This window comes from Modestobacter versicolor, from assembly GCF_041028285.1.
In the GTDB taxonomy this organism is placed as follows: Bacteria; Actinomycetota; Actinomycetes; order Mycobacteriales; family Geodermatophilaceae; genus Modestobacter; species Modestobacter versicolor_A.
The window spans coordinates 1-19,798 of the sequence record NZ_JABGDB010000002.1 but is presented as its reverse complement, the minus strand read 5'-3'; the positions used below and the strand labels follow the sequence as shown (position 1 = coordinate 19,798).

At 69.8% G+C, this 19,798-nt stretch carries 18 protein-coding genes; 1 reads left to right on the top strand and 17 read right to left on the bottom strand.

Annotation, left to right across the window (positions count from 1 at the left end; translation table 11 throughout):
• Nucleotides 1-38: 38 nt before the first annotated feature.
• The 7 genes from HL054_RS06345 to HL054_RS06315 all read right to left on the bottom strand — a co-directional run bounded on the left by HL054_RS06345 (nt 39) and on the right by HL054_RS06315 (nt 8,829).
• Nucleotides 39-1,130, bottom strand: coding sequence for an ABC transporter permease (locus HL054_RS06345; RefSeq protein WP_369137999.1), 1,092 nt, complete (start codon nt 1,128-1,130; stop codon nt 39-41).
• Nucleotides 1,123-2,715: a sugar ABC transporter ATP-binding protein gene (locus HL054_RS06340; protein WP_369137998.1), complete on the bottom strand. Its 1,593-nt coding sequence runs from the start codon at nt 2,713-2,715 to the stop codon at nt 1,123-1,125. The genes HL054_RS06345 and HL054_RS06340 overlap by 8 nt, the downstream gene beginning before the upstream one ends.
• Nucleotides 2,716-2,861: 146 nt before the next feature.
• A complete protein-coding gene (locus HL054_RS06335) occupies nt 2,862-4,484 on the bottom strand; it encodes a flavin-containing monooxygenase (protein ID WP_369137997.1) in 1,623 nt (540 codons plus the stop codon).
• A 390-nt stretch (nt 4,485-4,874) separates the two neighbouring features.
• Entirely contained in the window at nt 4,875-5,951 is a 1,077-nt protein-coding gene (locus HL054_RS06330) for an NAD(P)-dependent alcohol dehydrogenase (RefSeq protein ID WP_369137996.1), read from the bottom strand.
• Between the two features lie 314 nt (nt 5,952-6,265).
• A complete protein-coding gene (locus HL054_RS06325; protein ID WP_369137995.1) occupies nt 6,266-6,736 on the bottom strand; it encodes a nuclear transport factor 2 family protein in 471 nt (156 codons plus the stop codon).
• Between the two features lie 58 nt (nt 6,737-6,794).
• The gene (locus HL054_RS06320) at nt 6,795-7,940 is read right to left on the bottom strand and encodes a serine hydrolase domain-containing protein (protein ID WP_369137994.1); all 1,146 of its coding nucleotides are present in this window, start codon (nt 7,938-7,940) and stop codon (nt 6,795-6,797) included.
• 157 nt (nt 7,941-8,097) lie between these two features.
• On the bottom strand, nt 8,098-8,829 hold the full coding sequence (locus tag HL054_RS06315; RefSeq protein ID WP_369137993.1) for an SDR family NAD(P)-dependent oxidoreductase: 732 nt from the start codon (nt 8,827-8,829) through the stop codon (nt 8,098-8,100).
• Between the two features lie 339 nt (nt 8,830-9,168).
• Here HL054_RS06315 and HL054_RS06310 point away from each other — a divergent pair, with 339 nt between their 5' ends.
• Nucleotides 9,169-10,101 (top strand): mycofactocin-coupled SDR family oxidoreductase, encoded by a 933-nt coding sequence (locus HL054_RS06310; RefSeq protein ID WP_369139071.1) that lies wholly within the window; start codon nt 9,169-9,171, stop codon nt 10,099-10,101.
• Nucleotides 10,102-10,296: 195 nt separating this feature from the next.
• Here HL054_RS06310 and HL054_RS06305 read toward each other — a convergent pair whose 3' ends face one another.
• From HL054_RS06305 to HL054_RS06260, 10 genes are all read right to left on the bottom strand, one after another.
• Entirely contained in the window at nt 10,297-10,938 is a 642-nt protein-coding gene (locus HL054_RS06305) for a TetR/AcrR family transcriptional regulator (RefSeq protein ID WP_369137992.1), read from the bottom strand.
• A gap of 184 nt (nt 10,939-11,122) precedes the next feature.
• Nucleotides 11,123-12,034 carry a quinone oxidoreductase family protein gene (locus tag HL054_RS06300; protein ID WP_369137991.1) on the bottom strand — a complete coding sequence of 304 codons (912 nt, stop codon included), beginning with the start codon at nt 12,032-12,034 and terminating at the stop codon, nt 11,123-11,125.
• A gap of 61 nt (nt 12,035-12,095) precedes the next feature.
• Complete coding sequence (locus tag HL054_RS06295; protein WP_369137989.1) at nt 12,096-12,770, bottom strand: 3-oxoacid CoA-transferase subunit B; 675 nt, start codon at nt 12,768-12,770, stop codon at nt 12,096-12,098.
• A 1-nt stretch (nt 12,771) separates the two neighbouring features.
• The gene (locus HL054_RS06290) at nt 12,772-13,542 is read right to left on the bottom strand and encodes a CoA transferase subunit A (RefSeq protein WP_369137988.1); all 771 of its coding nucleotides are present in this window, start codon (nt 13,540-13,542) and stop codon (nt 12,772-12,774) included.
• 98 nt (nt 13,543-13,640) lie between these two features.
• Nucleotides 13,641-14,369, bottom strand: a complete 729-nt coding sequence (locus tag HL054_RS06285) for an enoyl-CoA hydratase/isomerase family protein (protein WP_369137987.1) — start codon at nt 14,367-14,369, stop codon at nt 13,641-13,643.
• A 25-nt stretch (nt 14,370-14,394) separates the two neighbouring features.
• Complete coding sequence (locus HL054_RS06280) at nt 14,395-15,771, bottom strand: aldehyde dehydrogenase family protein (protein WP_369137986.1); 1,377 nt, start codon at nt 15,769-15,771, stop codon at nt 14,395-14,397.
• Nucleotides 15,772-16,569 (bottom strand): crotonase/enoyl-CoA hydratase family protein, encoded by a 798-nt coding sequence (locus HL054_RS06275; RefSeq protein WP_369137985.1) that lies wholly within the window; start codon nt 16,567-16,569, stop codon nt 15,772-15,774.
• A complete protein-coding gene (locus HL054_RS06270) occupies nt 16,566-17,765 on the bottom strand; it encodes a CaiB/BaiF CoA transferase family protein (protein WP_369137984.1) in 1,200 nt (399 codons plus the stop codon). Before HL054_RS06270 ends, HL054_RS06275 begins: the two co-directional genes overlap by 4 nt.
• Nucleotides 17,762-18,202, bottom strand: a complete 441-nt coding sequence (locus HL054_RS06265) for a Zn-ribbon domain-containing OB-fold protein (RefSeq protein WP_369137983.1) — start codon at nt 18,200-18,202, stop codon at nt 17,762-17,764. Before HL054_RS06265 ends, HL054_RS06270 begins: the two co-directional genes overlap by 4 nt.
• Nucleotides 18,203-18,207: 5 nt before the next feature.
• Entirely contained in the window at nt 18,208-19,464 is a 1,257-nt protein-coding gene (locus HL054_RS06260) for a thiolase family protein (protein ID WP_369137982.1), read from the bottom strand.
• Between the last annotated feature and the right edge of the window lie 334 nt (nt 19,465-19,798).

The window sequence follows — 19,798 nt, the reverse complement described above, 5'->3', positions numbered from 1 at the left end:
GAGAGGAGTTCGACCGGGCGACGAGGCGCGGTGAGGGGCTACGAGGTGCCGGTGGTAGCGCGCCTGGACGCCGCTGTCTCCGACAGCAGTGCACCGTCCGGAGGTGCGACAGCCGGCGGCTCGTCGATCGACGCCTTGCCGTCGCTCGATGCCTTCTCCGACTGACTGGCCTGACGGGCGCTGAAGATGACCGCGAAGATCAGAGCCAGCCCGTTGAAGAGGGGCGTGATCCAGAAGCCGCCGGAGGTGAGCGAGAGCTGCAGGCCCTGCACGCCGAGAGCCAGCGTGATGATGGCCAGGAAGGTGCCCCAGACGTTGGGCCGGTGGTTGAACTGGGTCGCCCCCAGGAAGACCGCCGCGAAGGCCGGGAACAGCAGCGGCGCACCCACCGAGTTGGAGAAGGTGCCGACCTGCGTGGCGTACACGATGCCGGCTGCACCGCTGATCAGACCCGAGGTGACGAACGAGCTGATGATCAGCCCGTCCGTCCGGACGCCGGAGAGGCGGGCTGCCTCGCGGTTCATGCCCGTCGCGAAGAGCTGGCGCCCGAGCTTGGTCCAGTCCAGCACGTACCAGAGGACCAGGCCGACGACGACGGAGCACAGCAGCGGTACGGGGATGCCCGCCAGCTTGGCCTGCCCGAAGTCGCTGAAGCCCGGTGGGAAGGTGCCACGGATCTGCTCGTTGTCGGAGATCTTCAGCGCGATGGCGGCCAGCACCTGACTCATCGCGAGCGTGGCGATGAACGAGTTCAACCGGAGCTTCACCACGAGGAAGCCGTTCACCAGACCGACGAGGCCGGACACCAGCACCGCCACCACGCAGACGGCGAACAGGCTCCGCTCTGGGTGCGCTTGACTCTGCTGGCACACGATCGCCAGTGACAAGGCCATGTTCGTACCGACGGTGATGTCGAACTCGCCGGCGATCAGCGGCAGCATCGCGGCCAGCGCGATCAGGATGACCACGGCCTGGCTGGACGCGACGACCTGCGCCGTCACCGAGGAGAGGAAGAGGTCCGGGATCGTGATGCCGAAGATCAGGACGATCACCCCGAGCAGGTAGATCACACTGATCCGCCGCACGCTCAACAGTGATGCCGTCCGCCGCAGTGCGGTGCCGTCACTCATGGTCAACCAGTCCTCTGCCTCGTGGTGACGGGCTCGCTGAAGCCGTCGCGGACACCGCCAACTGCTCTTCTTCGATGCGCTCTGCCGTGATCTGGGCGCCTTCCAGGACCGTCCCGATGCGCCCCTTCTTCATCACCAGGACCCGGTTGGCCAGGGCCGCGAGCTCGCTCTCGTCGGAGGAGCACACGACGACAGCTGCACCTCCGGCCGCGACCTGCCGGACCAGCTGGTGGATGGCGAGTTTGGCTCCGATGTCCACGCCCTGGGTGGGTTCGTCGAGGACCAGCACCCGGGGGTCCATGCGGAGAAGACGACCGAGGACCACCTTCTGCTGGTTGCCACCGGAGAGCTCGACAGCGGACTTCTCCACCTGCCCGGGCCGGACGTCCAGGACGTCGATCCACTTGCTGGTCTCGGTCCGCTCGAGCTTGCGGACGACGCGCTTGAACCGGCTGACGCTGTCCAGGTTCGAGATCACCGTGTTCTCGCGGATCGAGGCACCGGCGAAGAGTGCGTCGCGACGTCGTTCGGCCGGCAGGTACTGCACTCCTGCGGCCAGCGCCGCCCTCGGACGGCCGGGCTTCACCGCGACGACGTCGACGGTCATCGAGCCCTGACGGTCGATCTGCCCGGCCAGTGCGGGAGCCAGCTCTTCGCGACCTGAACCGGTCAGCCCGGCGATGCCGACGATCTCACCGCTGTAGACCTCGAAGCCGACGCCCTGTGCCGCGGCGGTGCGCAGGTCCTCGACGAGGAGCACGGGGTTACCGTCCCGTCCGCGCGTCGACGCGGACTCGTGCTCGCGCGCCTCGTCGGCGGCAAGGGCACGGCCGAGCATTAGGGCCGCCAGCTCACTGCTGTCCAGGCCGTTCGTGTCACGGGTCACGACGTTGCGTCCGTCCCGCAGGACGGTGACCCGATCGGCGAGTGCCAAGACCTCGTCGAGGTGGTGGGAGATGAAGAGCACCGATCGACCCTTGGCGACCAGCCCCCGCAGCGCCCCGTACATGATCTCGGCGTCGGCATGCGGCAACGACGCCGTCGGCTCGTCGAGGACGAGCAGCTCGGGGTCGCCCACGCCACCGGACACGGCCCGCACGATGGCGACCGCCGTCCTCTCCGCGGAGGTCAGGCTCTCCACTCGACGACCCGGGTCGATGTCGTACCCGAACTCCCGGAGGGCCGCACCTGCGCTCTCGGCCTCCTTCTTCTTCGACAGCGGCACGGTCCACCTGCCCCTGCCGGCAGTCAGGTGGAAGTTGTCCGCGACGGACAGGTCCTCGACGAGACCCAGGTCCTGGTGCACGAAGCGCAGTCCTGCCAGCTCCGCCGCCTTGGCCGCGCCCAGCTGGAAGGGGCGACCGCCGACCAGGGCCGTGCCGGTGTCGGGGTGGTGGTAGCCCCCCAGCACCTTCACCACGGTGGACTTGCCCGATCCGTTCGGTCCCATCAGCGCGTGGATCTCGCCGGACCGGACGTCGAGGTCGACGTGGTCCAGGGCCCGCTGAGCACCGAATGTCTTGCTGATCGAACGCAGTTGGAGTGCGCAGGCCGGCGAAGCGGCGTTCTCCTCGGGTGCAGACACGTGTCCTCCTCTCGTGGTGGACCGGTTGTGGTGCTGGGCGCCGTCGCGACCAGCTGGAAGTGGCCTCGGGACCCGAGGACCACGAGGGCCGTGCCCCCGCTGTCCGCTGCGGGGCGTGTCACCACGCCCCGCAGCGGAGCAGGTGATCAGGCGAAGACCACACCCGGGAAGCCCTTGGCGGCGTCTTCCTCCATGCGTCGCCGGTACTCGGGGACGCCCTCGGAGTACTGCGAGAAGACCCGCACCTTGCCGGGGATGTTGCCGCCGGTGTACCAGTTGTTCTTGTAGTTGAGGTTGCCCCCCAACGCCGCGACCGCATCGAGCACGTGGTCGACGAACGCGCGTGCCGCCTCGTCGGTGACCGCGACGGTGGTGGCGCCCTCGGCCTCCGCCTTGGCGATGGCCGCGATGATGAAGTTCACCTGGTGCTCGGTCGCCCGGGGCACGTTGCCGACGCCGACGTGCGGCCCGCCGGTGATGAACAGGTTCGGGAAGCCGGGCACGAGCGCGCCGAACAGGGTGATCGGGCCCTCGCCCCATGCGTCCCTGAGCTCGAGTCCGTCGACACCGCGGATGTTCAGGTTGAGCTGCGCGCCGGTCACGGCGTCGAACCCGGTGGCCAGCACGATGATGTCGAAGTCGAAGTCGAGCGCCGTCGTCTCGATCCCGGCGGGGGTGAAGGTGACGATCGGCGTCTCGTGCAGGTCGACGAGCGCGACGTTGTCCCGGTTGTAGGCCTCGTAGTAGTTGGTCTCCTGCGGCGGCCGCTTGGCGCCGAACCCGTGGTCCTTGGGGATCAACTTCTCCGCGACGACCGGGTCCTTCACCCGCTCACGGATCTTGTCGGCGATGAACCCGGACCAGGCGGCGTTCGCCTCGGGGTTGCGTGCCATGTCGGCGAAGTTGTCCGAGACCTTGCTCAAGCCACCCTGGCGGTAGAGCTGCTCGTACTTCTTGAGCCGCTCCTCCTCCGACACGTCGAAGGTGTTACGCGGGTCCGGCCCCTCGTGCGGGAAGGCCATCCAGGTCTTGTCGATCTTCGCCCGGATCTCCTCGAAGTTGGCTCGGATCGACGCCATGTCCTCCTTCGTGAGCGGGTGGTTGTTCAGCGGCGTGGCCCAGTTCGGCGTGCGCTGGAAGACGGTCAGCGTCTCCGCGACCTCCGCGATCTTCGGGATGATCTGCACCCCGCTCGCGGCGGTCCCGATGACGGCGACCTTCTTCCCCGTGAAGTCGACCGGCTCGTGCGGCCAGCGCGAGGTGTGGTGGAGCTGGCCCTCGAAGGACTCCATGTTCGGGAACGGAGGCGTGTAGGTCGCCGAGAGCAGGCCCACGGCGGGGACGAAGTACTTGCAACGCACCTCTTCGCCGGTCGACAGGCTGATGTCCCACTCCTTGGTCGCCTCGTTGTAGACGGCGCCCACGACCTTGGTGTCCAGCTGGATGTGCTCGCGCAGGCCCCAGTGGTCGACCGCGTGGTTCAGGTACCGCTCGATCTCCGGTGCGCCGGCGTACTTCTCCGACCAGTCCCAGCTGTCGAGCAGCTCCTGGTCGTGGTAGTAGCCGTACGAGTAGCTCTCCGAGTCGAACCGCGCCCCCGGGTAACGGTTCCAGTGCCAGGTGCCACCCACACCGGAACCGGCCTCGATGAGCTTGACGCTCAGCCCCATGGAGACCAGACGCTCCAGCGCGTAGACGCCCGTGAACCCGGCGCCGACGACGACGGCGTCGAACCGTGGGGCGGAGAGGATCTCACTCGGATGCGACATGCATGACCTCCAGGAAGGGGTTGCCCAGCGCACGGTGCGTCACGGTGCGGGGAGTCTCGGGCCGATCGGCCCGTTATGACGGCGATCACAAAGCTATTGTGTAGCGAGCGTTCAGTCAATAGGACGACGCATACGAATTCCGGGCCATTCCGGACCGCGGGTCCACCCATCGCCCGGGGGGCACGCCGGCCCAGGCGTCCGCGCTGGACCACGCCGAGCCTCGGACTGCGCGGCCGGCTCGCCGCCGCACTGGCGCACGGGGCGCAGGACCCCATCTCGGCGCACGACTTCTCGACGGACCACGTCGTTGCACGAACTCACCCGTTTGGCCACGCCCATGAGCGCACCGGCACACCGGGGTGACACGGCGCCTGCCGGCGGCGCGGGTGCTCAGCCGGCAGGTCGGGTCGACCCACTCCCGTCGCGTCCGGGGACCAGCACCGCGCGACCCCGCACGTCGCCGGCGCGGAGCCGCTCGTAGACCTCCGGGCCAGCCTCCAGCGGATGGACCTCGAACTCGGTGCGGATCAAGCCCGCGCGCGCCAGCTCGACGACCTGCCACAGCTCGGCGAGGGTCCCCCAGAACGGTCTGAGCACCGAGACGCCCATCGGCAGCCGACCGACAGCCACCTCGAGCACCCCCGGGCCGGCTCCGACCAGTGAGATCACGCCCGCTTGGGCAACGACACGACGGCCCAGATCGACGGTGGGCTGGACGCGCACCATGTCCAGCACCACGTCCGCACCCGACCCTGCGGTGAGCTCGAGGACCCGTTCCTCCGCACCAGGTCCCGCGAGGAGCGCATGGTGGGCGCCGACCTCGACGGCGAGGTCCAGTTTGTCCTGCCGCGCGTCGACGGCGATCACCCTGACCCCGGGCGCAACGGCCCGGAGGATCTGGACCGCGAGGTGACCAAGACCCCCGACGCCCAGCACCAGCGCCGTGGACCCGGGCCGCAGCCTCGGCATGCACTCGAGGATCGCGTGGTACGACGTCAGCCCTGCGTCGGTGAGGGCGACCGCGGCGACGGGGTCGAGGTCACCCAGCGGCACCAGGTGGCGTGCAGCGGGGACCAGCAGGTACTCCGCCATGGCTCCGTCGACCTTGATGCCCGGCGGCCGGGGCCCTCCCGGCCGGCGACAGTAGTTCTCACTGCCCGCAGCGCAGGACGCACAGCGCCCACAGCCCCATGGGCCGTAGACCAGGACCGACTCACCGATCGCGACGTTCTCGACCCCGGCGCCGAGCGAGATCACCTCGCCCGCGGCTTCGTGGCCGAGCGTGATCGGGAAGGGCGCTCCGGTTGCAGCCCAGTTCTCGGGCGGGGTGCTCATGATCCACTCGTCGGAATGGCACACCCCCGCGGCTGCGACTCTGAGCAGCACCTGCCCCGGACCGGGCACCGGGACTTCGATGTCCATCACACGCGGCGCCTCCCCGAATGCGTGGAAGCGCAGTGCCCGCATCAGGGAACCCCCGCCGTCAGCGACCGAGTCGGTCCTCACGGTCGAATTCCTACCGGCACGACCTGACCCAAGCGGTCGCGGTCCGCGCCGTCCTCAGGCCGAGGGCTTCGCCCCACTCCCAGGAACACGGTGTCGGCTCTCCTTCACGGTCAGGGCTTGGAACAGCAACATGTCGGCCGTCAATGGCTTCGTCGACCAGGCGCTTCGCCCCCATGACGCGCGTCGGGACAGGCGGGCGATTCATCAGTGACGGATCGCCCGCCCGCCCCCTGGCGCGCATCAGATCGGCCCTCGCCAGGCCTCTTGGACGGCTTCTACTGCGCGGGTCCGCTGTCGCCGTACGGCCAGACGGCCGGCCTGTCCACGGCGGGGTCGAACGGCCGGGGCGGCTCTTCCAGGAGCCGAGCCGGCGGGCCGGGCCACGGGGCGTTCGACATGATGAAGAGGCTCGTGATCTTGTCGTCACGCACGGCGTAGTAGGTCGTGAGCAGCGGCGCCTCCCCGTCCGGGAGCATCGTCCTGTCGAAGGTCCCGTCGAACACTGCGGTGACGATGACATCGCCGAAGTGATCAGCGACGGTCACGACCTCCATGGTGATCTGGTCGCCCACGAACTCCACCTGGAAGAACCGGCGGATCTGATCAGGTCCCCTGATCTCCCGGTTGAAGTCGTTGAGGTAGGCCTCGTCGTGGAAGGTGGCCATGATCCGGTCGACGTCGAAGGCGTTGATCGCGTCGATGTGGTCCTTGACCACGCCCACGAGGCCGGTGCTGGTGAGCGTCATGGTGTCTCCGTTCTCTGGCCCGGTCGCGCAGGGGTACCGGTCCTGGGCATGTGCGACATCAGGCCGTGCCGGCAAGCGACCGTTCGGCGGCTTCGAACAGCGGGACGCCGCGCTCGTCGCCGACGATGGCGTTCTGCATCCGGTTCATGACGTACGCGACTGTCATGCCGGAACCGAGGTCGTTGGTCACGAAGGAACCACCCCATCCGCCCCAGTAGTACGTCGAGTCGTTGACGGGGAGCGGCAGTCCCGGCGACCGCAGGGCGAACCCGATGCCCCACTTCGTGTGCACACCGATCACCCGGTCGACGTTGTCGGCCTGCAGCGGGAAGACGGCCTCGCACGTCTTGCGGGAGAGGAACCGCCGTCCGTCGACCTCACCCCCGGCCGACAGCAGACGCTGCACCATCGCAACCGATCGCGCGTTGCCGTGCCCGCCCGCGGCACCGATCTCCGCACAACGCCACCACTCGGTGTTGGCGGCATCGCCGCCCATGGGCGGGTTCGTCAGAGCACGCACCGCGACGCTGTTGGGGTCTTCGAAGCCGGCGTGCGCCTCGGTGGGAGGCGGCGGTGGGGTGACGGGACTGATCCGGTCGTAGTCGGTCTCGGACGCGACGATCTGGAAGTCAGCACCCAACGGCTCGGCCAGCTCGCGGCGGAAGAACTCGGCGAGCGTCTGGCCGGTCACCCGACGCACGAGCTCACCGATCAGGAACCCGTGGCTGTAGCCGTGGTAGCCCGAACCGTCGCCCGGTGTCCACCAGGGGGCCTGCGCGGCGAGGAGCGACGACAGCCGCTCGAAGTCACCGAGGTCGGCCGGCTGCAGGGGCTCGTCCCAGCCGGCCAGGCCGGAGGTGTGACTCAGGATGTGGCGGACCAGGACGCCGTCCTTGCCCGCGGCGGCGAACTCGGGCCAGTAGCGCGCGACCGGCGCCTCGAGGTCGACGTCGCCCCGGTCGACCAGCAGCAGGACGGACAGCACCGCCATCGTCTTGGTCGTCGACCACACGTTCGTGATCGTGTCCTTCTCCCACGGGCGCCCCGCCTCGTCGGCCAGGCCACCCCAGAGATCGACGACGAGCTGCCCGTCGACGGCCACGGCGACCGAGGCCCCGAGGTCCAGCCCCTTGTCGAAGTTCGCTTGGAAGGCCTCGCGGACTGCCTCGAACTTCGCGTCACACGTTCCCTGGACGTCAGCCACCGAGATCGATCTCCTTCATCTGCTGTTGATCAGCCGACCGCGCGGTCGGACTGGCACACGGGACTACGCCGACGTCATCCACGGAGGGACGCCGACCCTGCGACATCACGGCCCGTTGGGGCTGCGTGCTGGTCTGCGCTCGGAGAGCAGGGAGTCATCAGCGCGCCAGCCAGCCGCCGTCGACGACGAGGTCCGCACCGGTGATGAACCCGGACTCCCGACCGGCGAGGAACGCGATGGCGTTCGCGACCTCCGCTGCGGTCGCCACCCGGCCCAGGGGCGCGTTGGTCGTCATCCACTCGACCCGTGCTGCATCGGCGTTCCGCTCGAGCGACGGAGTTTGGACGAAACCAGGCTGGACCGTGTTGACCCGGACCTGATCCGGGCCCCACAGGACGGCTGCGCTCTTCGTCATGCTGAGCACGGCGCCCTTGGCGGCGTGGTAGGCGAACATGTCACCCTTCCCGCCGGAAGAGCCGAAGATCGACGCCACGTTGACGATCGACCCGGCGCGCTGCTCGACCATGATCGGCCCGACGGCGCGCATGCCGAGCCACACGCCCATCTGGGTGATGCCGATGACCCGGTGCCAGCCGGCCACCATCTCATCGACCGCCGTGGCCATGTTGCCGACCCCGGCGTTGTTGACCAGCACGTCGACCCTGCCTTCGATCGACAGCACGTGTCCGACGACGTCGGCCCAGCTGTCCTCGTCGGCGACGTCGTGGACTAGGCGGTGGTGGGCGGTCGCGAGGACGGCCTCCGTGGCCGCCTCTATGGCGCCCGCGAGGTCCGTCGAGTAGACCGTGAAGCCGTCGGCTGCGAGCCGGGACGCGGTGGCCGCGCCGATGCCGCCGCATCCGCCTGTGACGATCGCTGTCGCGTTCACGAGGTTCCTCCCCTCCAGCTCTGGTCCCCCCTCGGCGGGAGGAAGGCGTCTCGGAACGGCCCGCCTACCGAGCGGCGGTGCTGGTTCCTGATGAGACGTGGCTCACTGACCGTAGGATGTAGCGAGCGTTCAGTCAAGACTCCGTGCAGGCCACTCTTGCGGGTACCCCGGTCGCCACCAGCGGGCGAGGAGGCGACACCTGAGGTCGGGCTACTTCCCCTTGACCTAGCGCTCACTACACGCATACCTTCCCGCCACCGGCACCCCGACCTGCGTCACCTACCTGGGACGGACAGGCTCGCCGGGCATCGAGGACTCGACGGAAGGACTGTGACGACCATGGGCCGTCTCACTGGGCGCACCGCATTGATCACCGGCGGAGCGCGAGGCCAAGGGCGTGCGATCGCTGCGAAGTTCGCGTCGGAGGGCGCCGACATCGTCATCCTCGACGTCTGCGGGCCGATCGAGGGCCTGGACTACGACATGGCCTCGAAGGCCGATCTCGACGAGACCCGCGCACTGATCGAACGGGCGGACCGCCGCTGCCTCGCCGAGGTCGTCGACGTGCGAGACGAAGCGGCGATGGTCGCCGTGGCCGAGCGCACGGTGAACGAGTTCGGGCGCATCGACATCGCGGTCGCCAACGCGGGCATCCACACGTACTCGCCCTTGGTGGAGATGAGTGCGCAGGCATGGCAGGTCGTCATCGACGTCAACCTCACCGGGGTGTTCCACACGATCAAGGCGGTGGCCCCGTCGATGATCGCGGCGAGGAGCGGGAGCATCATCCTGACTGCCTCTGTACAGGGCGTGGAAGGCGGCTACGGCAACATCAGCTACACGGCGTCGAAGCACGGTGTCGTGGGCCTCATGCGACAGGCCGCCCTCGAACTCGGACCGGACAACGTCCGCGTCAACACCCTCCTGCCAGGGCCGGTCTTCGCTCCCATCACGACCAACCCCACGCTGCAGCGGCAGCTGGCCGGTGAGTCGGGGCGCGACCTGACCGATGAGCAGATCGAGCACCAGACCGTCAACGGCCCGCGCAACTGGCACCTGCTGCGCGGTCGGCCGATCCTCCCCGCGTCGGCGATCGCCGATGCGGCGATCTGGCTGGCCTCCGACGAGTCCCAGCACGTGACGGGCATAACCCTGCCGGTCGACGCAGGGCACTTGGTGATGCCGGGCCGCAACCCGGACCCCATCGTGGACGACGAGCTGGGGACCTTCGACTACGAGGGCAACGCGCTCACCGCAAACGCCGGCCAGTAGAGGCACAGCCGCTGGGAGAGCGAGACGACCGCCGGCCCCGTCTCGCCTCGAGCACGGATGCAAGGAGAGGCCACCCAGACCGTGCGCCTGGGTGGCCTCTCCTCGTCGGTCGGTACGTCGCCGAGCGGGCGTTCCGGGCGTCGACCACATCCGGCGGTGTGGCGCATCGTGCACCCTGGCGGAACGGGCGGGGTCTCAGCTCGACGCGTTGACCGTGACCAGGCGAACGGCGCTCTGCGCGTACCGCTCGGCGATTTCCTCCGCAGTCGAGCTGCCGGCCGCGCTGTACCAGTCCACGATGCTGTTGCACATGCCGAGCACGAGCCGGGACGTGAAGTGAGCGTCCTCGGTCTCGAACAAGCCCGCCTCGACGCCCTCGTCCAGCAGACCGATCAACGTGTCGTCGACGACGCTCCGCTTCGCGATGTACTGCTCACGCAGTTCCGGGCCGAGAAAGCGGGACTCGTCGTGCAATTTCGCGAGATCACGCCGGCGCGTGTTGTGCAGCGCGACCGCGGTGACGAAGTTCGCGAGCCTCGCCTCCGTGCCGCTGCCTGCCTCCTCCAGACCATCACGGATCCGGGCGAGCAAGTCGTCCATCGCGATGTCGAGCAGGGCGAAGAGGATGCCCTCCTTGTTGCCGTAGTGGTAGTACAGCGATGGCATCGTGAGGCCCACGCCCGAGGCGATGCCGCGCACCGTCGTCCCGTGGTAACCGTGCTCCTGGAGGTTGGCGAGAGCAGCTGCGAGGATCGGCGGCAGCGGCAGCCCCTCACGTGTGCGCCAACTGCCGTCAGAGACGGACGTCCCCGGTACCGCCACGACGGCTTCGACCACCGATTCCCCCAAATATTATCTATCGCTAGTCAGAGTCTAAGCGAAGATCGTTGTGGGCCGCCGTCCCAGGATCGATGACCTCCCATGTGGTGAGCGAGCCTGCACGGACCTCCGGCCGTCGTTCGAGCTCCGGATCCCAGCTGTGGCGAGTGGCCTCGGGGGTGTCCGACCCGACGTGCGTGGATCAGAAGGTGAGGACCAAGCGGCCTCGAATCCCGCCTCGTTCGAGCATCCGGTGGGCGTCTGACGCCTGCTCGGCGGGGAACGTCTGGGCAACCCGCAAGGTGACGGCGCCGTCTTCAGCCAGATGCCGGAGACGGTCCAGCGCCGCCCGGTCCTGGGAGATCTCCCGCACCAGGCAGGGGAACACCCGTACCGAGCGCTGCTCATCCCCCGCGTACCCGCGCACGGTCGAGACCGCGCCGCCGTCCTTCACCGCAGGGAGGACGAGCGGACCCTGCACCGACCCGTCGGCCAGACCGTCGACGCCGTCGGGGAACTCCGCACGGATGCGGTCGGCCACGTCGTCCCCTCGCCGCACGACGATGTCCGCACCCAGGCTCCGGACGAGCTCCTCGTCGCTCTCGGCGGCGTCGGCGATGACGGTGAGCCCCTCGGTCTTCGCCAACTGCACGACGTAGCCGCCGAACGCGCCGGCCGCCCCGGTCACGGCGAGCACCTGACCGGGACGCAAGCTCATCCGGTTCAGGGCGAGACGGGCAGTGAGCCCGTTCATCGGCAAGGTCGATGCGGCGACGGCGTCCACGCCGGCCGGCGCCTTGACGACAGAAGCACCCGGCAGCACCAACTCCTCGCAGTACGCGCCGTGCGGGACGACGACTGCCATGGCGAGGTCGCCGACGGCGAGGTGGTCGACGCCCTCCCCCACGTCGACGACGTCACCCGCAGCGTCCATACCCGGGATCCACGGTGCCGTCTCGTCCGGGTAGTAAGCCGTGTACGCGCCGGCGCGGTACTGCGTGTCGGTCGGGTTGATGGCCGCCGCCCGCACGCGAAGCCGGACGTGCCCCGGGCTGAGTGGCTGGGGCGGGACATCGACGATGTGCAGGGCCTCTGGCCCACCGAACTCGGTCACTCCGACTGCGCGCACGTGCATCCACCTGTCCTGTCATCTGGTCGTTCGGCCACGGTGGCCGTCATTGCAGCTGCCGGACAGCGGGCACGGTCGAGCCCACCGAGGCGCCCACGATCAGCGGCGCCTCGGTCGCCGCGACGACCTCCTCGACGTCCACCCCCGGCGCGAGCTCGATCAGGACGAGACCCTCGGGGGTCACGTCGATCACCGCCAGGTCCGTGATGACCCGGTCCACGACCGCGCGGCCGGTGAGGGGGAGAGAGCACTCGTTGACGATCTTCGGCGAGCCGTCCTTGGCCACGTGCTCCATGAGCACGATGACGCGGGCGGCACCGTAGACGAGGTCCATCGCTCCACCGGGGCCTTTGACCATCTTGCCCGGGACCATCCAGTTCGCCAGGTCCCCAGCCACGGAGACCTGCATCCCGCCCAGGATGGCAGCCTCGATCTTGCCGCCCCTGATCATCGCGAAGCTCGTCGCCGAATCGGTGATGGAGGCGCCCGGGTTGAGCGTCACGGTCTCCTTGCCCGCGTTGATCAGGTCGGGATCGACCTCCGCCTCGGTCGGGAAGTCGCCGATGCCCAGGACGCCGTTCTCCGACTGGAGGGTGACGGTGATGCCCGCGGGCACGTGGCTGGGCACCAGGGTCGGGAGCCCGATGCCGAGGTTGACGTAGGACCCGTCACGCAGTTCCAGCGCCGCCCTGGCCGCCATCTGGTCGCGGGTGAGGGCCATCTCAGGCTCCTTCCGAGCGGACGACGCGCCGTTCGATGCGCTTCTCGATGTCGGTCCCGACCTCGAGCACCCGGTGTACGTAGACGCCGGGGAGGTGGACGGAGTCAGGATCGAGCTCGCCCGGCTCGACGAGCTCCTCCACCTGGGCGATGCAGATCCGCCCCGCCATCGCGGCGAGGGGGTTGAAGTTCCGGGCGGACCGGTGGAAGACGAGGTTGCCGTGCCGGTCACCACGCCGTGCGTGGACGAGGGAGAAGTCGGTCGCGATCCCCTCCTCCAGGACGAACGTCGCCGGAGAGCCGAAGAGGTCGAAGGTGCGCGTGTCCTTGGCGGGTGATGCCTCGAGCACGTTGCCGTCCCCGTCGTACCGGCGCGGGAGGCCGCCTTCCTGCACCTGGGTGCCCACGCCGGTGCGGGTGAAGAAGCCACCGATGCCGGCGCCGCCGGCGCGCAACCGCTCGGCGAGCGTGCCCTGCGGAGTCAGTTCGACCTCGAGCTCGCCGCTCAGGAACTGCCGCTCGAACTCCTTGTTCTCGCCGACGTAGGACGCCGTCATCTTCCGGATCCGGCGCGCCGCCAGCAGGACGCCCAGACCCCAGTCGTCGACGCCGCAGTTGTTGCTGACGATCGACAGGCCGTCGATGCCACGCGCCAGGATCGCCTCGATCAGGGACATCGGGTTGCCGCAGAGCCCGAAGCCCCCGACCGCGATCGAGGCACCGCTCGGGATGTCGGCGATCGCCTCGGTCGCGCTCGCGGCGGTCTTGTCCATCGTGATCTCGTCACCTCTCAGCTTTGTGGTGCACGGGTGGGGCAGGGGCACCGCGATGCGAGGCCGGCCGGGCCGGGCCGGGCCGGGCCGTTCCCCGGTCACCGGCGACCGCGGGTTCCCTCGACGAACTCCGGGGACTCGTACATCCGCGCGCCCAGCCGCAGCTCCGTCTCCATCGCCGCGGCGAGCGAGTGCGGGGGGTCCGCCAGCATCTCCTTGATGACCGCGTTGGCCGTGCGGGAGCGCGTCGCCATCTCCGCGGCAAGGGCCACGGCTCGTGCGCGCGCTCCGCCGGGCTCCACGAGTTCGTCCATCAGGCCACGTTCGACAGCCTCGGCCGGGTCGATCGACGAGGTGAGGAACGCGAGCCGACGCGCGGCGGCCAGGCCCATCCGGCGTTCGAAGAGGTACAGACCCCCGAGGTCCGGCGCCAGCCCGAGCCGCTCGAAGCCGAGGACGAGACGGGCCGCGGAGGAGACGACGACCATGTCGCAGGCGATCGCCAGCGACAGGCCGCCACCGGCCGCTCCACCCTCCACCGCGGCCACGACCGGGACCGGGAGCCGGGCCACCGCCAGCACGAGAGCCTGCAGGCTCGCGAGGTTGCCCACGGCCTGTTCGGTGCTCAACGCGGCCATCTCTGCGACGTCGGCCCCGGCGGTGAAGTAGCCGTCGGCGCCGGTGAGGACCACCGCGCGACAGCTCGGGTCCGCCGAGAGCGTCTCGAAGACGGCGAGGAAGTCGTCCCGGACGGCTGCGGACAGACAGTTGCGGCGGCGCGGGTCGGAGATCGTCACCACCGCCACGTCGTGCTCGCGCGTCAGCATGCAACCCACGGGAGCCGGCGGGCCCTCAGCCATCAGTGATCAGGCCGCCGAAGGAGACCTCGGCCTGACGGACGACGGCCCGGTGGTTGGAGAGCTCGGCGAAACCGGCCTTGCCCTGGTAGCGGCCCATCCCGCTCTGGCCCACGCCGCCGAAGGGCAGCCGCACGTCCTCGAAGTGCGTCGCCCAGCCGTTCACCGTGACGCCACCGGAGGACGAGGACGCGATCAGGTCCTCGGCCAGCTCGTCGTCCTGGGTGAAGAGGTACATGGCCAGCGGCTTGGGCGAGTTCCGCAGCTGGCGCACGACCTCCGCGCGATCGGTGAACGGGATGATCGGCAGCACGGGCCCGAAGATCTCCTCCTGCATCACCTCGGAGTCCAGCGGTGCGCCCACGAGCGCGACCGGGGCCATGAACATCCCGTCGCTGGGTGTCCCTCCCAGGCTGTGCGCCTCGGCGCCGCGCTCGACGGCATCGGTCACGTAGCCCTGCAGCCGGTCGAGGTTCCGCTGGTTGACGATGCGGGAGCACTTCGACTCGTCCAGCTGGTCGCCGTCGTACAGGTGGCCGCGTACCCACTCCAGGTAGTGCGTGACGAACTCCTCGCGCACGTCGTCATGGACCCACACGTGGTCCGGCGCGAGGCAGACCTGGCCGGAGTTGTGGTGCTTGCCCCGGGCGACCTGCGACGCGGCGCGGGCGACGTCGGTGGTCGAGTCCACGATCGCCGGGCACTTCCCGCCGAGCTCGAGGGTGACGGGGACCAGGTGCTTGGCGGCAGCCGCCATCACGATCCGGCCGACCGCCGGGCTGCCGGTGAAGAAGATGTGGTCGACGGGGAGGTCGAGGAGCTCGTTGGCGACGTCGATCCCGCCCTCGAAGACGGCCACCTCGCTGTCGTCGAACGTCGACCTCAGGATGCGGGCGATCAACGCCGAGGTGGCCGGGGTCATCTCGTTCGGCTTGACCAGCGCGGTGTTTCCCGCGGCCAGGATCGGCACGAGCGGGGCCAGTGTCAGCTGGAACGGGAAGTTCCACGGGCCGAAGAGGGAGACCACGCCCTTGGCCTCGTAGCGGACCAGGGACTCCACGCCGGTGCTGCGGTCGGGCAGCACCTCAGGCTGCATCCACTCGTCGAGGTGGGCCAGCGCGTCATCGACGTAGCTGACCACCCGGGCCACCTCACGCATGAGCGGCCGTTCCCGCGGCTTGCGCAGGTCCTCGTAGAGGGCGTCGGCCGCGTCGTCGGCGTGCGCGAGCACGGCGGCCCGCAGGGCCTGGAGCTTGTCCTTGCGCTCGGCCGCCGACGACCGGGCGGTGGTCCAGCGCTGCTGGGACTGGAGCGCGAACACGTCGGCGAGGGACCTCGTCGCGGGCGTACCGGACTTCACTGACTCAGACACTCATCCTCGATTCGTCGATGCTGTGGTGGTCGGAGCCGGCGCCCATGAGGGAGCCCGCTTTTCGACGAACGCGAGTGCCCCCTCCCGGGCTTCGTCGGACGTCCGCACCTGGTTCGCGATCACTTCCTGGAGCTCGAAGGCCTCCGAGAACGGCAGGCCGCGGGTCACCGTCAACGTCTCCTTGGTGGCGCGCACCGCCTGGGGCCCGTTGGCGGAGATCTCCTCGGCCAGCGCGAGCGCCGTGTCCAGCGACTCGCCGCGCGGGACGAGCCGGTTGACCAGTCCGAAGGCGTGAGCCCGCTCCGCCGACAGGCGTCCGCCGGTGAGCGCCAGCTCCGTCGCGACGTTGCGCGGGCACCGTTCCGGCAGCCGGAGGAGGCCGCCGCCGGCGGCGATCAGCCCGCGCTTGACCTCGGGCAGACCGAAGAACGCGCCTTCACCGGCGGTCACCAGGTCGCAGGTGAGCACGATCTCGAAGCCCCCTGCCACGGCGGCACCCTCGACGGCGGCGATCAGTGGCTTGGCCGGCGGCCGCTCGACCAACCCGGCGAACCCCCGTCCCTCGACGAAGGGGCGTCGGCCCCGCGAGAACTCCTTGAGGTCCATCCCCGAGCAGAAGTGCTTGCCGGCTCCGGTGATCACGCCGACCCGCAGCGACGAGTCCTCGTCGAGCCGGTCCATCGCCGCGGCGACGGCGAGCGCCATCTCCAGGTCCACTGCGTTGCTGACGTGCGGGTGGTTGAGGGTGACGACCAGCGTCGCGCCCTGCTGGTCGACGAGCACCGCGGGATCGCTCACGAGGCGCTCCCCGCTCGGAGAGGCAGCGTTCCGAGCACCTGCTCGGTGTGCTCGCCGACAGCGGGCACGTGGCCGCCACCGCCCGGCGTGAAGCTCGCGTACCGCACCGGCATCCGCACGGCGGTCTGCTCTCCGTGGTCGCTGTCCACGGCGATCGCCAGCTCCGCCTCGCGGAAGGCGTCGGAGGTCACCACGTCTGCCCAGGTCAGCGGGGGTGAGGCCATCACACCCAGCGACGTGAGCAGCCTGCTCCACTCAGCCACCGTCCGCTGACCGAGACTGGCCTCGAGCTCCTCGGTGAGCTCCCCGCGGTGGCGCGTGCGGTGGAACTGGTCGATGAAGCGCGGATCGGTGGCGAGGTCCGCGCGGTCGAGTGCCTCGACCAGCAGCGCCCAGTGCTTGGGGACGTAGGCGAAGAGCATGAGGTACCCGTCCTTCGCGCGGAACGCGCCGGAGGGGGTGACGGCGACCGATCCCCGCCCGTCCGCGGTGAGGTGGGCGTGCTCGGGGGCCGTGTTCAGCTGGCGGGTGACGAACGGCGCCTGGAGGCTGATCGCCACGTCGTACAGCGCCACGTCGACCGTGTCGCCGTGGCCGAAGCGCTCCCGCGCCAGCAACGCCGCCAGCACGCCCTGAGCCAGGGCGTGACCCGAACTGGCATCCACGAACGTCGGCGCCGGCAGGAGGGGGCGCCCCTCCTCCCCCACCAGTCCGGTGAGCAGTCCAGCCTCGGACTGGATGAGGGCGTCGATTCCTGGCCGTTGCCGCTGGGTCCCCGTGCCGCTGTAGGCCGAGAGTGAGGCGTAGATGAGGCGCGGGTTGACCGTCCGCAGCGCATCGGCACCCAGCCCCAGGCGGTCCAGGTAGCCCGGACGGAACCCCTGCATGAAGACGTCGGCAGTCGCCGTGAGGGTGCGGAGCGTCTCGACGCCCTCGGACGTGCGCAGGTCGACCACGACGGACTTCTTGCCCCGGTGGTGCGGCAGGAAGTAGGGCATCAGTTCCTCTTGACCGGGGATGGTCGACCGGATGCGCCGGCCTGCTTCTCCCTCCGGCGGCTCGACCTTGATCACCTCGGCGCCGAGGTCCGCCATCACCTGGCCGGCGAGCGGGCCAGCGACGTTGGAGGTCAGGTCCAGCACGCGCAGCCCGGCCATGGGCCGGCGGTCCGCGCGGGTCTCGCTGCCGTGCGTCACGAGGCGCCTCCGTCGCTCGGCAGGACGGCGACCGGGTAGCTGGCACCCTCGTCCGGATGCGCGAAGCCGATCTCGACCGCCGCCCCCACGCTGAGTGCTGAGGTGGACCCGATCACGCGCAGGTTCAACCACGGGCCCTCTCGGACCTCGACGATCGCCGAGACGATCGGCAGGTCGTCGGCGAAGGCAGGGTGCGGCGCGTTGTGCGCGACCGCCCAGGTCACGAGCTCGCCGGTGCCGGCAGCGGCACGCCACTGGAGTTCCTGCCCGGGGCACTGCGGGCACCAGTCGGTGCCCGGTGCTGCCCACCCGTCGCACGACGAGCACCACCGCAGCATCAAGGTGCCGGCCGCGGCTGCATCGAAGAAGTCCGCGCTGGCGTCGTCCGCGGTCACCGTCGGTCCGTTGATCGTGGTCCGGCCTGCGGAGCTGTGCACCCGGGTCACCACCGCGAACCACCCCGGTGGGGCGACAGGACCAGCGAGGCGTGGTGGTCGAGGACTCCGCCGTTGCCGCTGACCATGGCGACGTCCCGCTTCGCCACCTGGCGGTCGCCCGCCTGTCCCCGCACCTGGATGACGGCTTCGGTCAGGGGCGTCATGCCCCACAGGTAGTAGCTCGACAACTGTCCTCCTCCGGTGTTGACCGGGAGGCTGCCGCCAGGGGCAGTGCGGCCGTCGCTGACGAAGACGCCCCCGTCGCCCTTCTCGCAGAACCCGTAGTCCTCGAGGGTCACCAGGACGGTGTACGTGTAGCAGTCGTAGATCTCGAGGAGGTCCACGTCGTCGACGCTCACGCCCGCCATCCGCAGGGCCGCCGGGCCGGCGATCGCGGCACCGGTCCGCAGGCCGAACTGAGAACTGCGGTCGGTGGCCCCGCCCGGGTGCCCGAAGCCGAATCCGAGGACGTGCACGGGTGGCTGAGCCAGGTCGGCCGCCCGTGCCGCGCTGGTGACGACGACGGCGGCGCCGCCGTTCGACACGAGGCAGCAGTCGTAGAGGTGCAGGGGTTCAGCGACCAGACGGGAGCCCTGGTGGTCTGCCAGCGTCAGCGGCGAGCGCTGTTCGGCCAGCGGGTTCATCATCGCCCACTGTCGTTGGGCGACCGCGATGGCCCCCAGCTGCTCACTGGTCGTGCCGTACGTCTCCATGTGGCGTCGCGCTGCCATCGCGTAGCCCACGGTGGGGTTGGCTCCAGCCATGGTGCGCAGGGCGCCCAGGCCGGCGAGCGGGTAGCGGCGCCGTGCGGCGTACGCGGCCCCGGCCGACTCCTTGGGCCGGCGAGGAGCGTCGGCGAAGACGCAGGCGACCGCCGACGCCACTCCGGTGGACACGGCGAGGGCGGCCTGCGCCACCATCGCGCCGGCTGTGGCGCCGAACGCCTGTACGGAGGCCAGCAGCCGGAGGTCCCGCAGACCGAGCCGCTGCTGCAGGGAGACGTCCACGTCTCCGGTGGTCCCTGTGCTGACGAGCAGGCCATCGAGGTCGCCGAGGCCGAGTCCGGCGTCAGCCACCGCTCGCCGGACCGCATCCGCAGCGAAGTCGGGCGCCGTCCGGCCGTAGACCTTGCCGACATCGGTCAGGCCGAGCCCGACGATCGCCGCGTCCACCGTGACCGGCGACGAGGGTGTGCGGGCGAGCCCGTGTCCGCCGACGAGCAGTTCACCTGTCGACCCGGCTGGTTCCATGAACGGCACCACTCCCCGGCTGTTCGCCCGTGCACTTCTGGGTTCACGACGATGTCTGACAGCTGTCTGCCGATCGCCTTGACTTAGCGTTCGCTAGATCCGAGTATCGATGTCGCCGGATGACTCGTCAAGGTCGACGAGGACCGGGGGTGCGCAGGCGCTCCATCGGACCTCCGTGACGGGTCCTCGGCGGATCAAGGCACACGCGGAGGCTCCGCGGACCACGTCGACGAGGAGATGCAGTGGCGCAGCAACCGATGGCGGTCTTCGGGAGGACGGCGCTGTGAGTGCCGCCGAACTGGAGAGCGCGGGAGAACCCGTCCCCGCCGACATCGACCTGCACACG

Coding starts and splice junctions, on each gene's coding strand:
- HL054_RS06345 (WP_369137999.1), bottom strand. CDS start 1,130: ATGAGTGACGGCACCGCACTGCGGCGGACGGCATCACTGTTGAGCGTG.
- HL054_RS06335 (WP_369137997.1), bottom strand. CDS start 4,484: ATGTCGCATCCGAGTGAGATCCTCTCCGCCCCACGGTTCGACGCCGTC.
- HL054_RS06330 (WP_369137996.1), bottom strand. CDS start 5,951: ATGCGGGCACTGCGCTTCCACGCATTCGGGGAGGCGCCGCGTGTGATG.
- HL054_RS06325 (WP_369137995.1), bottom strand. CDS start 6,736: ATGACGCTCACCAGCACCGGCCTCGTGGGCGTGGTCAAGGACCACATC.
- HL054_RS06310 (WP_369139071.1), top strand. CDS start 9,169: ATGGGCCGTCTCACTGGGCGCACCGCATTGATCACCGGCGGAGCGCGA.
- HL054_RS06295 (WP_369137989.1), bottom strand. CDS start 12,770: ATGGCCCTCACCCGCGACCAGATGGCGGCCAGGGCGGCGCTGGAACTG.
- HL054_RS06290 (WP_369137988.1), bottom strand. CDS start 13,542: ATGGACAAGACCGCCGCGAGCGCGACCGAGGCGATCGCCGACATCCCG.
- HL054_RS06285 (WP_369137987.1), bottom strand. CDS start 14,369: ATGCTGACGCGCGAGCACGACGTGGCGGTGGTGACGATCTCCGACCCG.